The sequence below is a fragment of the Cohnella boryungensis genome, from assembly GCF_042651945.1.
GTDB lineage: Bacteria > Bacillota > Bacilli > Paenibacillales > Paenibacillaceae > Cohnella > Cohnella boryungensis.
Map to the genome: position 1 here is coordinate 84,401 of NZ_JBHSED010000015.1, position 18,516 is coordinate 102,916.

The 18,516-nt window shown below is 55.3% G+C and carries 12 protein-coding genes; all 12 read left to right on the plus strand.

Going from position 1 to position 18,516, the window contains the following annotated elements:
- The first annotated feature begins 158 nt into the window (after positions 1–158).
- The 12 genes from ACFO1S_RS10055 to iolD all read left to right on the plus strand — a co-directional run bounded on the left by ACFO1S_RS10055 (position 159) and on the right by iolD (position 18,508).
- Positions 159–1,295: a serine hydrolase domain-containing protein gene (locus tag ACFO1S_RS10055; RefSeq protein ID WP_378126697.1), complete on the plus strand. Its 1,137-nt coding sequence runs from the start codon at positions 159–161 to the stop codon at positions 1,293–1,295.
- 543 nt (positions 1,296–1,838) lie between these two features.
- Positions 1,839–3,149, plus strand: coding sequence for an ABC transporter substrate-binding protein (locus tag ACFO1S_RS10060; RefSeq protein WP_204603744.1), 1,311 nt, complete (start codon positions 1,839–1,841; stop codon positions 3,147–3,149).
- A gap of 85 nt (positions 3,150–3,234) precedes the next feature.
- Positions 3,235–4,119 carry a carbohydrate ABC transporter permease gene (locus tag ACFO1S_RS10065; RefSeq protein WP_204603743.1) on the plus strand — a complete coding sequence of 295 codons (885 nt, stop codon included), beginning with the start codon at positions 3,235–3,237 and terminating at the stop codon, positions 4,117–4,119.
- Positions 4,120–4,138: 19 nt separating this feature from the next.
- Positions 4,139–4,954, plus strand: a complete 816-nt coding sequence (locus ACFO1S_RS10070) for a carbohydrate ABC transporter permease (protein ID WP_204603742.1) — start codon at positions 4,139–4,141, stop codon at positions 4,952–4,954.
- 42 nt (positions 4,955–4,996) lie between these two features.
- On the plus strand, positions 4,997–6,025 hold the full coding sequence (locus ACFO1S_RS10075; protein ID WP_378126700.1) for a LacI family DNA-binding transcriptional regulator: 1,029 nt from the start codon (positions 4,997–4,999) through the stop codon (positions 6,023–6,025).
- Between the two features lie 30 nt (positions 6,026–6,055).
- Positions 6,056–7,003: a carbohydrate kinase family protein gene (locus ACFO1S_RS10080; RefSeq protein WP_204603741.1), complete on the plus strand. Its 948-nt coding sequence runs from the start codon at positions 6,056–6,058 to the stop codon at positions 7,001–7,003.
- A gap of 26 nt (positions 7,004–7,029) precedes the next feature.
- Complete coding sequence (locus ACFO1S_RS10085) at positions 7,030–8,310, plus strand: glycoside hydrolase family 125 protein (protein ID WP_204603740.1); 1,281 nt, start codon at positions 7,030–7,032, stop codon at positions 8,308–8,310.
- Between the two features lie 41 nt (positions 8,311–8,351).
- Entirely contained in the window at positions 8,352–11,393 is a 3,042-nt protein-coding gene (locus ACFO1S_RS10090) for a glycoside hydrolase family 2 TIM barrel-domain containing protein (RefSeq protein ID WP_204603739.1), read from the plus strand.
- 21 nt (positions 11,394–11,414) lie between these two features.
- On the plus strand, positions 11,415–12,350 hold the full coding sequence (locus tag ACFO1S_RS10095) for an aldo/keto reductase (RefSeq protein WP_204603738.1): 936 nt from the start codon (positions 11,415–11,417) through the stop codon (positions 12,348–12,350).
- A 2-nt stretch (positions 12,351–12,352) separates the two neighbouring features.
- Entirely contained in the window at positions 12,353–13,105 is a 753-nt protein-coding gene (locus ACFO1S_RS10100) for a sugar phosphate isomerase/epimerase family protein (protein ID WP_378126703.1), read from the plus strand.
- A gap of 33 nt (positions 13,106–13,138) precedes the next feature.
- Positions 13,139–16,288, plus strand: coding sequence for an alpha-mannosidase (locus ACFO1S_RS10105; RefSeq protein ID WP_204603737.1), 3,150 nt, complete (start codon positions 13,139–13,141; stop codon positions 16,286–16,288).
- Positions 16,289–16,642: 354 nt separating this feature from the next.
- Complete coding sequence (gene iolD / locus ACFO1S_RS10110) at positions 16,643–18,508, plus strand: 3D-(3,5/4)-trihydroxycyclohexane-1,2-dione acylhydrolase (decyclizing) (RefSeq protein WP_204603736.1); 1,866 nt, start codon at positions 16,643–16,645, stop codon at positions 18,506–18,508.
- The last annotated feature ends 8 nt before the right edge of the window (positions 18,509–18,516 follow it).

Below are 18,516 nucleotides of genomic sequence, written 5' to 3' on the forward strand. Positions count from 1 at the left end.
GATCAGCAGCCTCTCCGGGTTAATGGGACAAGCCAATAGCCTTAAAGCGGCTCAGGATCGAAGCTCTCGGCAGCTCCACCCGGAGTACCCGTAGAGGATATTTGGAGCATCGCGTCGAAGAAATGGACAAAACCTACTCATGACTAAAGGATGGCGAAATGATGGACTTCAAACCGTTGGCTCAATTTATCGATCGCGTTACCGATTGGCGTATTCCTTGGGCGGAGGTGCTGGTGATGCACCGCAATCGCGTCGTTTTCCGCTACAGGAACGGTTATCTGGATTTGGACAAGCGAATCCCGCTTGAGGACGGAGCCATATTCAACCTGTACTCCTTGACGAAGATCATGACCTGCGTCGCCGCGCTTCGGCTCGTAGAGCAAGGAGCGATTCTGCTGAGCGATCCAATATCCGCTTATTTGCCGGAATATGCGGAGATGACCGTGGAGAAGCGGCTCCCGAACGGCGAAACCAGACTCGAATCGGCGACAAGACCGATTACCGTGCGCGACCTGTTCGCCATGACGGCAGGCTTCTCCTACAACCTGCGCTCGCCCTCCCTTCTGGCCGCAATCGAGCGGACGGACGGCAAGGTGCCGACGCGGGTGTTCGCGGAGGCGCTGGCCAAGGAGCCGCTTCTGTACGAGCCGGGAACCCGCTGGAATTACAGCCTGTGCCACGACGTCCTCGCAGCTCTCGTCGAGGTTGTTGCCGGAAGGCGGTTCGGGGAGTATATCCGGGAGGAGATTACCGGTCCCTTGGGCATGCGGGATACGGCATTCGATCTGTCGGAGGAGCAGATGAGCCGGTTGGCTCCACAGTACGAATTCGATGAGGCGTCGGGCAAACCCGTGAGCAAGAACGGGAATGGCTACCGGATCGGAACGGAGTTCGAGAGCGGAGGAGCGGGGCTGCTGTCGACGGTAAGCGATTATGCGCTGTTTCTGAATGCACTGAGCAATCGAGGCACAAGTCCGGACGGAGTACGCATTCTTGCTCCAGCATCCGTGGAGCTGATGCGGAGAGATCTGCTGACGGATAAGATGAGAGAGGATTTTTCCTGGGACCATATGAAGGGCTACGGCTATGGACTGGGCGTTAGAACTCATCTGTCCCAAGCCGAGAGCGGCTCCCTGAGCTCGCTGGGCGAATTCGGCTGGGCGGGGGCCGCCGGTTGTCTTGCCGTCATCGATCCGTCTGAGCAATTGACCATTATGTATGCGCAGCACATGCTCAACAGCCAAGAGCCTTATGTGCATCCGCGCTTGAAAAATCTCGTATACGCCTGTTTGTAAAAGCGGAGGGCGGTTGCCTTTGCTGCATCAAGAACGGAAACACGAAGATGAGGCATTGCGTCCCGCGAAATCAGCAAGCAAGGACCGGGCGGTCGAATGCAGGAATTAACGTCCTGACGCCGCCCCAACTTCTATCCCTCTATGCATGGAGGAGCATGTGTAAGCGTTTAAAATGAAATGTGCAAATGCTATTGTCAAATGCTATCAAGCATATTATACTGGACTCAAGCTTCATCTGGAATCGATTCCAGTACTTCATATCGACTTCTGAAATCGATACCACAATAGATTCAATCCGGTTAGTTGAAATTCAACAAAAATTTTAGTCCAATCTGGAATCGATACCATAATGTTTTTTGCATCTCGATCTGGAATCGATACCAGAATAGCGGAGACAAAAAGAGGAAAGCTGAAAGGGGGGTGGTGCGAGGAACTTGACACAAAGCGGCGAGTTGTCGGTTGAGGAGAGTTTGCTACAATAGCAGAGATGTAACATTGAAGCCACCATGACTAAAACTATCAGAATCGGGGGAACAAACATCCATGAAACTCAAAGCCTTGTCCAGTGCTTTGCTAGCTCTATGCCTAGTCCTAATCGTATCTGCCTGTGGTCAAAATAACAATAAAAACGAAGCGTCTCCGAGCGCAAGCGGCAGCGCCAGCCCGTCTGCGGGCGAAAGCGGCGCAAACGGCAAGATTACGCTCAAGATGTGGTACTGGAACGGAGCGATCTCCGACTCCACGATTGAAGCGGCGAAAGCTAAATTTCCGAACGTCGATCTGCAAGCCGAGAAGCTTCCTTCCGGCGGAGATTTCCTGACGAAATTAAAGACGACAATTTCCGGCGGCGGCAGCGGTCCCGACATCGTTACGATGGACGCCTGGATTTCTACGATGCTTACTTATAAAGACAAGTTCTTGAACCTGTACGATCAAGGAGCTCGCGACATCAAGCCTGAATACTTGGAATGGAAATGGAAAATGGGCGCTACGCTGGACGATCAATACTTGATCGGCCTGCCGATCGACGTTGCGCCGGTCGTCTTGTACTACCGCGCGGACTTGTTCAAGGAAGCCGGCGTAGCCAGCACGCCTGAAGAAATCAGAAATCAAGTGAAAACAACCGAAGACTATTTGGCTCTGATGAAGCAAGTGAAGGAGAAAACAGGTACGCAATCCGGTACGTTGGTCGATCTCTTCAGAAGCATCATGGGTCAGAGCAGTCAGAATTACTTCGATGTCGACGGTAACTACATCGGGAACAAGGAACACGTCAAGAAAGCTTGGGATGCTGCGGTCACAGCGTACAAAGAGGGCGTAACCTTCCCATTCTCCAGCGACTCGGAGAAAAACGCGGCTATGAACAACGGTAAAATCTCTTCCTTTACGGGAGCGTCTTGGGCTGTAGGCGATGTGATCTCGGCGGCTCCGAACACGAAAGGAAAGTGGAATATCGCTTATCCGCCGGGCGGCGTAGGTAACCAAGGCGGGTCTTTCATGGGCATCCTGAACTCCACGAAATATCCGAAGGAAGCTTACGAAGTCGTGAAATTCCTCGTTAGCCCTGACAACTTGATTGAAGGCTACAAGGAATTCGGCAACTATCCTTCCACTCCTGGGATTTACGACAGTCCGGAGATGGTCAACCAAAGCGAGTTTTTCGGCGGTCAAGACTTGAGCACAGTATTCGGAGAAGCGGCGAAGGATGTTCAGATCGCGCTTACGGATTCCCGAGACGAGATGGTCATTAATACTCTTGTGGCTGCTCTCGGCTCCGTAGATGCCCAGAAGAAAGATCCGGAAAAGGCTTGGACGGAAGCGCAAGAACAAATTTTGCGTCAGCTTTCTCGTTAAGATACAGCAGGCTTAACTGGCACTTAAATAGAGGATGAGGCGGGGAGACGATAATCCCTGCCTCATCGAATTACGGAGGAGTAGTATGGGCCGCCTTTTAAAAGAAATATACAAGAGCCGAACGCTTTATTTGTTTATTTCTCCATTTTACATCTTGTTTCTGGTCTTTTCGGTATTTCCCATCTTCTTCTCGATCTACCTGTCCGTGCACAAGTGGGACGGAATTGGAGAAATGACTTCTGTAGGCTTCAACAACTTTTCTTACATGTTCAAGGATCCGGTGTTCTGGCAGGCTCTAGTCAACAACGTCGCGATCTGGCTGTTGGCTAACGGCCCGATGCTCGTATGCGCGTTGATCATTGCATTCATCATCAATCTGTCGATTGTCAGATTCAAAGGCTTTTTCCGTATCGCTTACTTTCTACCGAATATAACGGCTATGGTTGCTGTCGTCATCATATTTCAGTCCATGTTCGGGAACGAATACGGATTGATCAATTACTTTCTCCAAACGCTGGGACTAGACAAAATCGCCTGGTTTAATTCCAATACCGGCGTACGAGTCGTTATTGCGGCCATGATTGCCTGGAGATACTTGGGCTATAACGCGATCATCTATTTGTCCGGATTGCAAAGAATTCCTAAGGATCTGTATGAAGCGGCGGATCTGGACGGAGCGACAATGTTCCAGACGTTCACGAAGATTACGATTCCTATGCTTCGTCCCATTATTTTGTTCACGGTCATGATGTCTACGATCGGCGGATTTCAAATTTTCACGGAGCCCCAAGTGCTCGCAGGCAATCAGGCTCCATACCCCGGCTCCGAGACGATTGTCCTCTATATGTTCCGGGAAGGCTTCGTTTACCAGAACTACGGTTATGCGGCTGCGGTTTCCTGGGTGTTGTTTGTCATCATCGGTTTGATCTCCGTCTTGAATTGGAAGTTCTTCAATAAGTCGGACGATTGATAAAAAAGGAGCATCCAAGATGACGGTAAAAAAGATATTCGTGCATACTTTTTTGTTGATCGGTGTTATATTTTCAATATTCCCGTTTTACTGGCTCGTCGTCATGTCGACGAATGAAACGAGCGCAATCTTCGCGTTCCCCCCGAAGCTGACCTTCGGGAGCTACTTCATGACGAACTACAATCACGTCATGGACAATATCAATTTCTACCGCGCGCTGCTCAACACGGTGCTGATCGCGGTCGTCAGCACGACGCTGCAGCTGTTTTTTAACTCGTTAACGGGCTTTACCTTTTCGAAATTCAAGTTCCCAGGCTCTAAAGTGCTGTTCTATCTCATGATGGCGACGATGATGATTCCTGCGCAGATGCTGCTTGTCCCGCAGTTCATTATCATCAAGGAGCTGGATTGGCTCGGCAGCTATAAGGCTCTCATCATTCCGGGAATGGCGACTGCGTTCGGGATTTTCTGGATCAGGCAATATGCGCTGGCTATCCATGACGAACTGCTGGAGGCGGCCCGTATCGACGGCTGCACCAAGTTCGGGCTCTATTGGCGTATAGCGTTGCCGATTCTGCGTCCTGCGCTTGCTTTTCTTGCGATTACGACGTTCATGGGCGTCTGGGAGGATTACTTGTGGCCGTTGATTGTCCTGACGGACACGTCTAAATTTACATTAATGCTAACTCTTCAGCAGTTGAAATCGGTGCATACCGGAGACTACTCCATGGTTATGACGGGCACGCTGCTGGCCACCCTTCCGCTGATTGTGTTTTTCCTCGTTGTCAGCCGGCAATTTATCGCGGGGATTATGGACGGGGCGGTGAAGAGCTAAGCTTCAAAGAACAAGTCGAGATTATCAAAGGATTGGGTGACGATGATGGCGCCAAAAATTAAGGATGTCGCTAAGCAAGCGGGTGTTTCCGTTACGACGGTCTCCAGAGTGCTGAACGGAGAGAAGTACGTCAAGGACGATTTGAAGATCAGGGTACAGCGGGCGATCGACGAGCTGGGATATTCCCCGAGCCACATCGCAAGAAGTCTTGTCCGCAAGAAGACCAATCTGATTGGCGTTATCGTTCCCGATGTCACTTCAAGCTTCTATTCCACGATTCTAAGCACGATCGAGAAAACCGCGAGCCACAACGATTATAATTTGCTGGTGTGCAACATCATCGAGGATACGGATAAAGAGCTGAAATACTTGCAGGTATTCCAGCAGATGCGCGTAGACGGCATCATTATTATGCACGAGAAGCTGAACGACGAAATCAGGGAGCTGCTCAACAAGCTCTCCATTCCGATCATCTTTTCCAGCGTCAAACCGGTCGATCAGAAGTTTATGTCCGTCATCATCGACGACTATGCGGCGGCATATGACGCTACGCGGCATTTGATCGAGCTTGGACATACGCGAATCGGCTTCCTCGGCGGAGATATGAGAGACATCACTTCCGGTCAGAACCGTTATGCCGGTTACTGCCGCGCGCTCGCCGATTGCGGCATCGACGTTCCCGAAGGCTACATCCGGTTTGGCGATTATAAGACGCAAAGCGGCTACGAGAAGATGAAGGAGATGCTGACCCAGGAGTCTTATCCTACGGCTGTATTTGCGGTCAGCGACGATATGGCTGTCGGCGCCCTCAACTGCATTCATGACCATGGTCTGAGAGTTCCGGAGCATCTGTCGGTTATCGGCTTTGACGGAAGCCAACTGACCGAACAGGTGAGACCGCGTCTGACCTCGATGCAGCAGCCGATCCTGGAGATGGGCAAGGTTACGGTCGATAAGCTTCTCGAATTGATTGAGGATCAGAAGGATTCGCCGACGGAGGACGTCATTCTGCAGCATAAGCTGGTTGTGCGGGACAGCTGCAAGAACTTGAAGAGCAGCGTAGAGGCTTAAACATAAAGCAACTGGAAGAGGGAGAAGCAGGTGACAATTTTTGATGCGGTAGTGATCGGGGACGCCAATATCGATCTTGTGGTGGTCGGGTGCAACCAGGTTCCCGCGCCGGGCCAGGAAGTGTACGTGGACAACATGATGATGCACGTCGGCGGGGGAGCGGCTTTATTTTCGATCTCTCTAGCCAAGCTTGGCGTGCATGTGGCCTTTAACGGAGTGCTGGGAGACGACGATCACGGTCGTTATATACGGGAACGTTTTGCCGAATATGGTATCGATACCAGAATGGTGCGGGCGAGTAAAATCCATAATACGGGCATCTCCATCGCCTTTAACCCCGATACGGATCGTTCATTTATAACCTATGCGGGCTCTAACATGGAGGTTCGGATGGATAACCTGAATCTCAATGAGATCGCCGAGGGACGACACGTTCATGTGACCGGGTATAAGGGAAGACGCAACCACGAGCAATATGTCGCTTTGGCCAAAGCTCTTAAGGAGAAGGGCGTGACCTTGTCCTGCGACGTCGGCTGGGACGACTCCGGCGAATGGGACAAGAGCGTGTTCGAATTGATGCCGTATTTCGATGTTTTCCTGATGAACGAGACAGAGGCGCTTCATTATACGGGCATAGACAAGATTGAAGACAGCCTGAGGTATATGGGCCAGTTCGGCAGCAACGTTGTCGTCAAGCTGGGAGCGGATGGCGCCATTTCGATGAAGGAGGGGGCGCTGACCCGTCTTCCGGGTTATTCGGTTCAAACGGTTGATACGACGGGAGCCGGCGATTCCTTCAACGCCGGGTATTTGTACGGATTTCTGCAGAAGCTGGATGTGGAGTCCTGCCTGCGCTACGGCAATGCATGCGGCGCGATGTCCGTCAGCGCCTTCGGCGGAAGCACGGGAACTCCGAATCTGGAAGGCTTGAAAGCCTTCATCGATCAGAATGAGCAGAAGCAGGCCGTTCGGCTATGAATGTCGGGATAAAGGAGAATCAACCCATGAAGCTGCCCCAATCGGTAACGCAATTGCTGACAGAGGCCAAGACGACGCTGTCCGCGCACCCCAAGCTGCTGGACATGTTTACGAAGTGCTACCCCAATACGCTGGAGACGACGACCAAGCTTCTGGACGATCGGACGGCATTCGTCATTACGGGAGATATCCCGGCGATGTGGCTGAGAGATTCAAGCGCCCAGGTGCGGCATTACTTGCCGCTGGCCGCAGAGGATCAGGAGCTGCAGCTGCTGCTGGAGGGCCTGATCCGTCGGCAGATCGCTTATATTCATATCGATCCGTACGCTAACGCTTTTAACGAGGAGGCAAACGATCATCGTTACGACCAGGATTTGACCGAGCTCGATGCCTGGGTCTGGGAACGGAAGTACGAGATCGATTCGCTGTGCTACCCTCTGCAATTGGCCTATCTCTATTGGAAAGCAACCGGCAATACGGGGCTTTTCGACGATTCGTTCCGGGCTGCGGTGAAGACGATTATCGCGCTATGGAGAACCGAGCAGAGACATGCCGAGCAATCCCCATACCGCTTCGCCCGAATCGATTGCCCGCCAAGCGATACGCTGCGCAACAACCGAATGGGAATGCCGGTGAACTACACGGGGATGACTTGGTCCGGCTTCCGTCCAAGCGACGATGCCTGCACGTTCGGCTATCTGATCCCCTCCAATATGTTTGCCGTTGTCGTCCTGCGTTACGTGGAGGAAATCGCGGCGGAGGTGTGGGCCGACGAGGAGCTGGTTAGCCTGGCGGCGGAGCTTCGCGAAGAGATCGACTTCGGCATACAAACCTACGGCACTTATATTCATCCCAAGTACGGCAAGATTTACGCATACGAGACGGACGGCTTCGGCAACTACAATCTGATGGATGACGCCAACGTGCCGAGCCTGCTGTCGATCCCTTATCTGGGCTATGTGGAGGAAAGCGATCCGATCTATCAGAATACCCGTAGATTCGTGCTAAGCGGCGACAACCCGTATTATCACGAAGGAAAATACGCCAAGGGGATCGGCAGCCCGCATACGCCGCCCGGCTTCATCTGGCCGATCAGTCTGGCGATGCAGGCGCTCACCTCGAAGGACGACGGCGAAATCCGCGAGCTGCTGGACATGCTTCAGCGAACGGACGGCGACACGGGATTCATTCACGAAGGCTTCGACCCGGACAATCCGGCGAACTATACGCGGCCGTGGTTTGCATGGGCGAACAGCCTGTTCGGAGAATTGGTTCATCGTCTGATGGCGCGGGGATATTTCAATTAAAGCCTCAAGCCGCCGTTAGAGCCGGGAGGGAGAGAAATCAAATGATTCAATTGGCACGATACTGGGAGAACCTGGACGTTCTTCACGTGAACAGAGAGGCTCCCAGAGCCTCCTACATTCCTTATGGAGTCGAAAGCGCGGCCCATTCCGGCAAGCGCGGACGTTCGCCTTGGTATCAGACGTTAAACGGCGTCTGGAAATTTCAATATCACAGCAGCGTCCTGAATGTGGAAGAGCCGTTCTACGAGACGGCGGCGGACGTCAGCTCCTGGAACGATCTAATCGTTCCGTCCTGCTGGCAGACGAACGGGTACGACCAGCTTCATTATACGAACATTAATTATCCGTTCCCCAACGACCCGCCGTTTGTCCCCGATCAGAATCCGGCAGGGCTGTACGTGCGGGAATTCAACGTTGCGGAGCGCTGGGACGGCAAAGAGAAATACGTGGTCTTCGAAGGGGTCAACGCCTGCTTCTACGTATGGGTGAACGGGCAATTTGCCGGCTACAGTCAGGGCAGCCGCATTCCGGCGGAATTCAACATCTCCGCGCTCGTGAAGCCGGGCGGCAACCGAATCGCCGTTCTCGTCTTGAAGTGGTGCGACGGCTCGTATTTGGAAGATCAGGATATGTGGCGTTACTCGGGCATCTTCCGCGACGTATATCTGCTTGCTCGCGATCGCGTTCACATCAGGGACGTCTATAACAAGCAAAGCTTCGAGAACGGCTTCGCCAAAGCGACGCTTACGGCAGAAATCGAGACGAACGGACGGCTGAGCGTCGGCGCCGAGCTGAAGGATGCCCAGGGGAATACGGCAGCTTCGGCTCAAGCCGTAATCGACGGCCAAGGCTCCCTCCTGTTCGAGATTGACAAGCCGCTTCTCTGGAATGCCGAGCAGCCGAATCTGTATGAGCTCTATGTTCGCGCCGGCGATGAGGTGCTGCGGTTCCCGGTAGGCTTCAGGGAAGTGAAGATCGAAGCTGGCGTGCTGCTGATCAACGGTCAGGCCGTCAAGCTTAAGGGCGTTAACCGGCACGACTCGCATCCGGAGCTTGGGCAGACGATTCCTGTCGCGCATATGATCCAGGACCTGGTGCTGATGAAAAAGCATAACGTAAATACGATCCGTACCGCGCATTATCCGAACGATACCCGTTTCATGGAGCTATGCAACGAATACGGCTTCTACGTCGTGGACGAGGCCGATCTGGAGTGTCATGGCATCGGCAACGAGCATATTGAAGGCTCGGGCCACTCGTTGACCCGCAATCCCGATTGGAAGGCGGCGTTTCTCGATCGTGCCGTTCGTATGGTGGAGCGGGACAAAAACCATCCTTGCGTCTTCATGTGGTCGCTTGGCAACGAGTCCGGCTATGATGCGAACCATATCGCGATGGCGGAATGGATTAAACAGCGCGATCCGTCGCTTCCAATTCATTATGAAGGCGCAGCCCCGCACTACAAGGGACATCCGAATACGGATTGCCTGGACATGGAAAGCCGGATGTACGCCTCGGTGCAAGATATCGAAGCGTACGCCAAGGAGGAGAACAGAAGAAAGCCGTTATTCCTGTGCGAATACAGCCATTCCATGGGCAACGGTCCGGGAGACCTTCAGGATTACTGGGACGTGATCTATCGGTATCCGAAGCTCATCGGCGGCTGCGTCTGGGAATGGAGCGATCATGGCATTCTGACGAAGACCGAGGACGGCACGCCGTATTTTGCGTATGGCGGCGACTTCGGAGATAAGCCCAACGATGGCAACTTCTGTATCGACGGGCTGGTGACCCCCGACCGGCGGCCGCATACGGGACTTCTGGAGCTTAAGCAGGTGCTGGCTCCGTTCCGTATAGAGGATCACAATGCTAAAGCCGGTGAGCTTAAGATCACGAATCTGTATGATTTCATCGATCTGGCTCATGTCGGATTTTTCTGGAAGGTCGAGCAGGACGGACGGCTTGTCCAGCAAGGGAAGCTGGAGGTTCCGCAGCTGCTGCCGCATGAATCCTGCATCGTGACGCTGCCCTACAGGCTGCAAGAAGGCTCTGGCAGCTATGTTCTGACAATCAACGGCTGGTTGAACCAGGAGACGAAATGGGCTCAGGCCGGTCACGAAATCGCGTTCGCGCAGCTACAATGGCGCATCGAGACGGAGGAAGCCGTAATTCGACAGGCTGACGCGGAATTCCGTTCCCCGTTGCAGGTGAGAGCGGAGGGACGCCAGCTTACCGTAGAAGGCTTTGATTTCCTGCATGTGTTCGATCTGGAGCTCGGGACCGTATGCCGGATATCGCGCAACGGAGTCAATATGCTGAAGGAGCCTTCGGCATATACGGTGTGGCGGGCGCCGATGGACAACGACATGCAGGTGAAGGAGAAGTGGATGGCGGAGGGCTATGATCGCGCGGCCATGAAGGTCTACGGAACCGAATGGCAACGGACCGAGGACGGCGGCGTTGAGCTGATTAGCCGATTCTCCTTAGGCGCCGACAGCCTGGTCCCCATTCTAACCGGAGAAGCCTGCTGGAAGGTTGATGTGTCGGGCGAGCTTAAGCTGCTGCTGAACGTCTCTGTTCAGGAGGAGCTGCCGTATCCTTATCTTCCGAGATTCGGGCTGCGTCTCACGATGCCCCGAGGAATGGAAGATGTGGAGTACTCGGGCTTGGGGCCTCATGAGAGCTACATCGACAAGCGTCGGAGCGTGAGAAAAGGGCGATTCCTGACCACGGTCGACGAGATGTTCGAGAATTATATTATGCCGCAAGAGAACGGCTCCAGATACGGCACGGAGTGGGCAATCGTATCCAACCTGCAAGGGATGGGCTTGCGCTTCTCCGCGGCGGAGAGCTTTTCCTTTAACGCCGCCCACTTCACGCCGGAGGTTCTAACCGAGGCGAAGCATGATTGGGAGCTGGCCAGGAAGAAGCGGGAAGAGACCATTGTGCATCTGGATTACAAGATGAGCGGAGTCGGCTCCAATTCCTGCGGTCCGGAGCTGGCCGAGCGATATCGTCTGAGCGAGAAGAAGTTCCGGTTCGAATTAAGTTTGCTGCCCTTGTTCAAGGACGAGGACGAATAGAAGCACCGAGGAGGCCAACGTATGAAATTCATTCAAATCCCTGGCGTCGACAAGCCGATTTCCCGATTGTTCATGGGAACCGGCGATCTGAGGAAGCTGGAGGAGCCGCAGCGGCTGATGCTGGACGCTTATATCAAGGCCGGAGGCAACGCCTTCGATACGGCGCATCAATACCGGGGCAAGGAGCTTGTGCTGGGCCAATGGCTGGCGGAGACGAAGCTTCGGGAGAAGCTGGTCATACTGACGAAGGGCGCTCATCACGACGACGGAAGTCCGGGCCCCCGCGTCAATCCTCAGGCTATCCGCAAGGACTTGACAGAGAGTCTGGAGCGGATCGGAACGGATTACGTCGATCTTTACGCCTTGCATCGGGATGATCCTACGGTAGCGGTCGGACCGATCATCGAAGAGCTGAACGAGCATATTCAGGCGAAGAGGATCAGGGCTATCGGCGCTTCGAACTGGTCCTACAAGAGAATTCGGGAAGCGAACGAATACGCGGCGTCCCGCAATCTGATCGGCTTCTCCTTCAGCAGTCCGAACCTCAGCCTGGCCAAGCCCAACGAAGCAAGGTGGGAGGGCGCCATCTCCGCGGACGAGGAAACCTGCGACTGGCATGCCGCAACGCAGCTTCCGCTGCTCGCCTGGTCGGCGCAAGCGGGCGGATTTTTCTCTGGAAACTTCGCGCCGGACAAGCTTGAGGACCAGGAAATGGTTCGGGTGTACTACAGCGACAACAACTGGGAACGGTATCGCCGCGCGGTGAAGCTGGCAGAGGAGAAGGGCGTGACTCCGATCCAGATTGCCTTGTCCTACGTGCTGTATCAGCCGTTCCCGACCTGCGCCATTATCGGACCCCGCAGTCCGGAGGAATTCGATTCCTCCATTCAATCGATGAATCTGGTGTTAACTCCGCAAGAAGTCGAATGGCTTGATCTGAAAAGGGAGGAGATCTGAAGATGATCAGACATCAACTGGCAGCTCAGCTCTACACGGTGAGAAACGAATTGAAGAAGGATTTCGAGGGCGTACTAAGAGAGCTAAGCAAGATGGGCTGGGCGGCGGTTCAGATCGACGGGTTGCACGGCAATTCCGCTCGCGATATCGCCGCAGTGATGAAGGAGCTCGGACTTAAGACGGCAGGCATGCACGTCGGCCTGGAACGGATGAAGAACGATCTGGACAACGTATTGGAAGAAGCTCGGCTGTTCGAGACGAAGGACTTCATCTGTCATTCGCTGCCTGACGGCTTGCAGACGCCGGAAGGCTACAGAAGCGTTAAGCAGGACCTGCTGGCGGTGGCCGCCAAGGTTCAGGGCACAGGATACCGGGCGGGCTATCACAATCACGATTTTGAATTTCACACTTCCATCGACGGGAAGTTTGCTCTCGAATATTTGCTGGACGATCCGGCGGTTCATGCGGAGATCGATACCTACTGGGTATTGAAGGCAGGGCAAGATCCGCTGAACTTCATTCGTAACTACGCCTTCCGCATGCCGATTCTGCATTTGAAGGATATGACATCCGACGGCAAGCAATATTTCGCCGAGATCGGCACTGGCCTGATCGATTTCGCTCCGATCCTCAGATGGGGACTGGACAGCGGCGTGGAATGGTTTGCGGTAGAGCAGGACTATTGTCCGGGCAGTCCGCTGGACAGTCTGGCGACCAGCCTGGAGAACTTGATCAAGCTTGAGGAATCCTTATAAATCGACTGATCGGAAAGAAGGGTGAGAATCGAGATGTTGTTTACTGAGAAGAAGCTGGAAGCCCGCCTCCGGGAGCTGAGCGCCACCCGCTATCGCGATGCATTGCCGATGAACAGCTTCTCGGCCATCGAGGATGAAGCCGGCGCGACGGGAGCCCGGCCGCCTGCGGGTTCTCCCGAGTTTGAATTGAAAGCCGGCGAGACGTGGAAGGGACGCGACCGTTACATCTGGCTGTCCCGCAGCGTCGAGATTCCCAAGGAGTGGTCCGGGAAAACCGTGCTTGCGCGCTTTGACCTGGGCGAAACCGGCGGAGGGAACAATGAAGGCTTTGAATCGCTGCTGTATTGGAACGGCGCTCCGTATCAGGGCGTCGATTCCAATCACCAAGAGGTGTTCCTGCCGGAGGATAGCGCCGGGAAGAGCGGCAGAATCGACATACGACTGTGGTCGGGTCTCGACGGCGGCGGCAAGCCGCGCGAGATGAAGCATACGATCAACCTGGCCGAGCTGTGCTGGCTGGATGAAAAAATCGACGATTTCTACTATACGGGCCGCGCGATTCTCGAAACGATACAGGCGCTGGACGACAAGCATCCGGATCGCGTCGGTCTCCTGAAAGCGCTGGATCGCGCTTTCCTCAAGGTGGACTGGTCGCAGCCGGAATCCGATGCGTACCGCGAATCCGTGTATGAAGCGAGAGAGCAGCTGCTGGCGGAGATGAACGGCTTCGAGAAGCGTCATCCGGTTACCGTGACAGCGATCGGCCATACGCATATTGACGTCGCCTGGCTCTGGAGACTCAAGCATACGCGGGAAAAATGCGCCCGTTCGTTCACGACGGTTCTGCGTTTGATGGAGCGCTTCCCGGACTACGTATTCCTGCAGACACAGCCGCAGCTGTACGCATACATCAAGCAAGACTATCCCGAGATCTACGAGCAGATTCGCGAACGCGTGCGCGAAGGACGCTGGGAGATCGGCGGGGGCATGTGGCTGGAGGCCGATTGCAACCTGACCTCCGGTGAATCGCTTGTTCGGCAATTTCTGTTCGGAACGCGCTTCATGCGTCAGGAATTCGGGGTAGAGAGCACGTACCTGTGGCTGCCCGACGTATTCGGCTATAGCTGGGCGTTGCCGCAGATTTTGCGCAAATCGGGCTTCGAGACGTTCATGACGACGAAGATCAGCTGGAACCAGTTCAACAGGATGCCGCACGACACGTTCAAGTGGAGAGGCATCGACGGCTCGGAGGTGCTTACGCACTTCATCACGACGCCGGACGACTGGGAGGAAGCCAACTCCTTCTTCTATACGTACAACGGCCTGATTACGCCGCACACGGTAAAAGGGGCTTGGGAAGGCTATCAGGAGAAGGAAGTCAATCAGGAGCTGCTGCTTTCTTACGGCTACGGAGACGGCGGCGGAGGCGTCAATCGGGAGATGCTCGAAATGCGCCGCCGCTTGGACGATATGCCTGGATTGCCGAACGTGAAGACGGGCCGCGCGGACGATTACTTCCAGCGGCTGCAGACGACCTTCAAGGAAACGGATCGCTACGTGCATACGTGGGACGGCGAGCTGTACCTGGAATACCATCGGGGCACATACACAAGCCAAGCCTACAACAAACGGATGAATCGCAAGCTGGAGCTGCTTTATCGGGAGACGGAATGGCTAAGCTCGCTGGCGAGCATCCTGCGCGGCGACTGGAGCGGATATCGGCAGAAGGAATTGAACGAGGGCTGGACGATCATTCTTCGCAACCAGTTCCACGATATTATTCCAGGCTCCTCGATCAAGGAGGTCTACGAGGATAGCCGCGAGGAATATGCCGAAGCGCTGGCTCTGGCCAGCGACGCGTGGAAGGACGCGGCTGCCGTTGTCGGCGGCGCGAAAGCGGACGGGGCGGTTACCGTTCTTAACAGCTCGCCTTGGGAACGCAGCGATCTTGTTGTCCTGGACGGGGATCAGGCGCCTGCGGGAAGCGAATGGATCGATGCGGAGGGCAGCGTGCTGCCGGCGCAGTATGCCGAAGGCCGCTGGATTGTGGCGGCGAAGACGCCTTCGCTTGGACTGTCCGCCATTCGTTATCGGGAAAGCGCGTCGGATTCCTCGGGGAACGAGGCCGTTATCCCGTTCCGTCAGGAAGGAAGAACGCTCAAGACTCCTCATTACGAGATCGAGTGGAACGAAGCCGGACAGCTGTCCCGGATTTACGACCTGGACTACCGTCGCGACGTGCTTGCCCCGAATGCCTTCGGCAACGTGCTGCAGGTGTTCGAAGACAAGCCGCTTCATTTCGAAGCTTGGGACATCGACATTTTCTATCAGGAGAAGATGCGCGAGATTACCGATCTCGTATCGGCGGAGCTGACGGAAGTCGGGCCTCTGATGGCGGTTGTCGCCTTCCGGTGGAAGTATGCCAACTCCGTCATTACCCAGAAGATGACCGTATATGCCGACAACAGACGCATCGATTTCCGCACGCACATCGATTGGCAGGATCATCAGCAGCTGCTGAAGGTCGCATTCCCGGTTGATGTTCGCTCGACGGAAGCGACTTACGATATCCAGTTCGGCAACGTCAAACGCCCGACGCACTGGAATACGAGCTGGGACTGGGCGCGCTTCGAGTCGGTCGGCCACCAATGGGCCGATCTGTCGGAACGCGGCTATGGCGTAAGCCTGCTGAACGATTGCAAATACGGCTACGACGTGAAGGATAACGTTCTTCGCCTGTCGCTGCTGAAGTCGGCAATCAGCCCCGACCCGGATGCGGACATCGGCGAGCACGAATTCGTGTACGCGCTGTACCCGCACGAAGGCGACTGGTACGCAGGAGGCACCGTGCAGCAGGCTTGGTCGCTCAACAACCCGTTGACCGCTTATGCAGGCGCTCCGGCGAAGGACGCATTCTCCCTGTTCCGCTTGTCCGCGGCCAACGTGATGGTCGATGCGGTGAAGAAGGCGGAGGATGGAGACGGACTGATCCTGCGGGTTCACGAATTCGCCGGGGTCCGTACGAACGTCGAGCTTGGCAGCGATCTGACTCTGCTGTCGTTGCAGGAATGCAATCTGATGGAGCAACCGCTGGGCGAAGCCGATTCTTCCGGATCGTCGTTTGAGCTGAAGCCGTACGAGATCAAAACCTTTATCGTTCGACTTCAAGAGGTTGTTCAATAAGACCGATTTTGATCACGAAGCGACTCAAGGAGCGGAATCGACTGCGAATCTTGAATTCAGCCGGATCTTCCGGTGCTCATGTAGGTTTGCCTACACTCCGCTCCTCATCACCGGTCTTCTTCCAACCTTCCTGGATGCATGGGCGAGCAGTTCGCCGTCAGGCGGTCGACCAGCCTTGGTGCTGAAAACCGGACTTTTTGAACTTGCTCCACAAGCCTGATTCCGGCGGGTAAAGGAAACTGAATTCAAGCCGAAGCCCGCAAGCGTAAGTGGAATTGCGGGCTTAGGCTGTCTGTATTCTCTTGAAGAGGCACCCGAATCACCCAAATTCATCATAAAACCGAGGGCATGCGAATGAAAACGATACGATTGACAATGGCGCAGGCGTTGCTCAAGTTTCTCGACCAGCAGTATATTGCCGTCGACGGAGAGGAAACCAAATTCGTGCGCGGAGTCATGGGCATTTTCGGACATGGCAACGTCACCGGGCTCGGCGAAGCGCTGGAGCGCGAAGCCGGAGAGCTGATTTTCCTACAGGGCAAGAACGAGCAGGGCATGGTTCATGCGGCTGCGGCGTACGCCAAGCAGAAAAACCGTAAACAGATTTATGCTTGCACAACCTCGATCGGACCGGGCGCGCTCAACATGATCACGGGAGCGGCGACCGCGACGGTCAACCGGATTCCGGTGCTGCTGCTGCCGGGCGACAACTTCGCCACCCGCCAGCCGGATCCCGTGCTGCAGCAATTGGAAGTGCCGAGCGATTACTCGATATCGGCCAACGATCCCTTCAAGTCCGTCAGCAAGTTCTGGGACCGGATCGTCCGTCCGGAGCAGCTGATGTCATCCTTGCTTCAGGCGATGCGTGTGTTAACCGATCCGGCAGACACCGGAGCCGTGACGCTGGCGCTGCCGCAGGACGTTCAAGCCGAGGCGTACGATTATCCTGCGGACTTCTTCATCAAGAGAGTGCACCGGCTGGACCGCCGCCCCCCTTCGCCTCAAGCGATTGAGCGAGCGGTCAAGCTGATTAGCGGCAAGAAGAAGCCGCTGCTGATTGCCGGAGGCGGCGTTCATTATTCGGAGGCGACGAAGGAACTGCTCGCGTTCGCGGAAGCGTTCGGCATTCCGGTAGCGGAGACGCAGGCCGGCAAGAGCGCCGTGCCCTGGAACCACCCGTTAAGCGTCGGAGGCGTCGGCACGACCGGCACCCTGGCGGCCAATCGGCTTGCAGCCGAGGCGGATCTGATTATCGGGGTAGGAACGCGTTACTCCGATTTCACCACGGCTTCCAAGTCCGCTTTCCGTCGCGATGACGTCACCTTCCTGAATCTGAACGTCAGCTCCTTCGATTCGATCAAGATGCAAGGGGAGTTCGTTACGGCGGACGCCAAGGAAGCTCTCGTCGCCCTTCAAGCCAGCTTGTCCGATGAAGGCTATCGGTCCGGTTATGCGGAAGGCGAGATTCAGAAACGCAAAGCGGAATGGGACGCCGAGGTGGACCGGCTCTATGCGCTGGAAAGCCCCGAAGGATTTACGCAAACGCAGGCTTTGGGCATCGTGAATCGGGCTGTCGGCGCGAAGGGCGTGATCGTGGCGGCGGCGGGAAGCCTGCCGGGCGATCTGCACCGCGTCTGGCGGACGACCGAGCCGAAAACCTACCATATGGAATACGGCTTCTCCTGCATGGGCTATGAGGTCAGCGGCGCATTCGGAGTCGCGCTTGCGGAGCCGGAGCGGGAGGTCTACGCGCTTCTGGGCGACGGCAGCTACCTGATGCTTCATTCGGAGCTTGTAACGGCCATTCAGGAAGGCGTCAAGCTGACGATCGTGCTGTTCGACAACCACGGGTTCCAATGCATCCACAATCTGCAGCGCGGTCACGGCAGCGACAGCTTCGGCAACGAATTCCGCTTCCGCTCCAAGGAATCGGGGCTGCTGGACGGGGGATACATGCCGATCGATTTCGCGGCGCATGCCCGCAGTCTGGGCGCCGCCGCTTACACGGCCCGCGATGCGGCGGAGCTGGAGCAGGCGCTGCTGCAAGCGAAGGCCGAACAGGGTCCCGTCCTGGTGGAAATCAAAGTGCTGCCGGGCACGAACACCGACGGCTACGAATCCTGGTGGAACGTCGGCGTGCCGGAAGTGTCTACGGATGACAAAGTATTGAAGGCCCATGCCGAGATGAAGACAAGAATTCAAGCGGCCCGGCCTTATTAATGGACGAA

Coding starts and splice junctions, on each gene's coding strand:
- ACFO1S_RS10060 (WP_204603744.1), top strand. CDS start 1,839: ATGAAACTCAAAGCCTTGTCCAGTGCTTTGCTAGCTCTATGCCTAGTC.
- ACFO1S_RS10100 (WP_378126703.1), top strand. CDS start 12,353: ATGATCAGACATCAACTGGCAGCTCAGCTCTACACGGTGAGAAACGAA.
- ACFO1S_RS10065 (WP_204603743.1), top strand. CDS start 3,235: ATGGGCCGCCTTTTAAAAGAAATATACAAGAGCCGAACGCTTTATTTG.
- ACFO1S_RS10105 (WP_204603737.1), top strand. CDS start 13,139: ATGTTGTTTACTGAGAAGAAGCTGGAAGCCCGCCTCCGGGAGCTGAGC.
- iolD (WP_204603736.1), top strand. CDS start 16,643: ATGAAAACGATACGATTGACAATGGCGCAGGCGTTGCTCAAGTTTCTC.
- ACFO1S_RS10075 (WP_378126700.1), top strand. CDS start 4,997: ATGATGGCGCCAAAAATTAAGGATGTCGCTAAGCAAGCGGGTGTTTCC.
- ACFO1S_RS10095 (WP_204603738.1), top strand. CDS start 11,415: ATGAAATTCATTCAAATCCCTGGCGTCGACAAGCCGATTTCCCGATTG.
- ACFO1S_RS10090 (WP_204603739.1), top strand. CDS start 8,352: ATGATTCAATTGGCACGATACTGGGAGAACCTGGACGTTCTTCACGTG.
- ACFO1S_RS10070 (WP_204603742.1), top strand. CDS start 4,139: ATGACGGTAAAAAAGATATTCGTGCATACTTTTTTGTTGATCGGTGTT.
- ACFO1S_RS10055 (WP_378126697.1), top strand. CDS start 159: ATGATGGACTTCAAACCGTTGGCTCAATTTATCGATCGCGTTACCGAT.
- ACFO1S_RS10085 (WP_204603740.1), top strand. CDS start 7,030: ATGAAGCTGCCCCAATCGGTAACGCAATTGCTGACAGAGGCCAAGACG.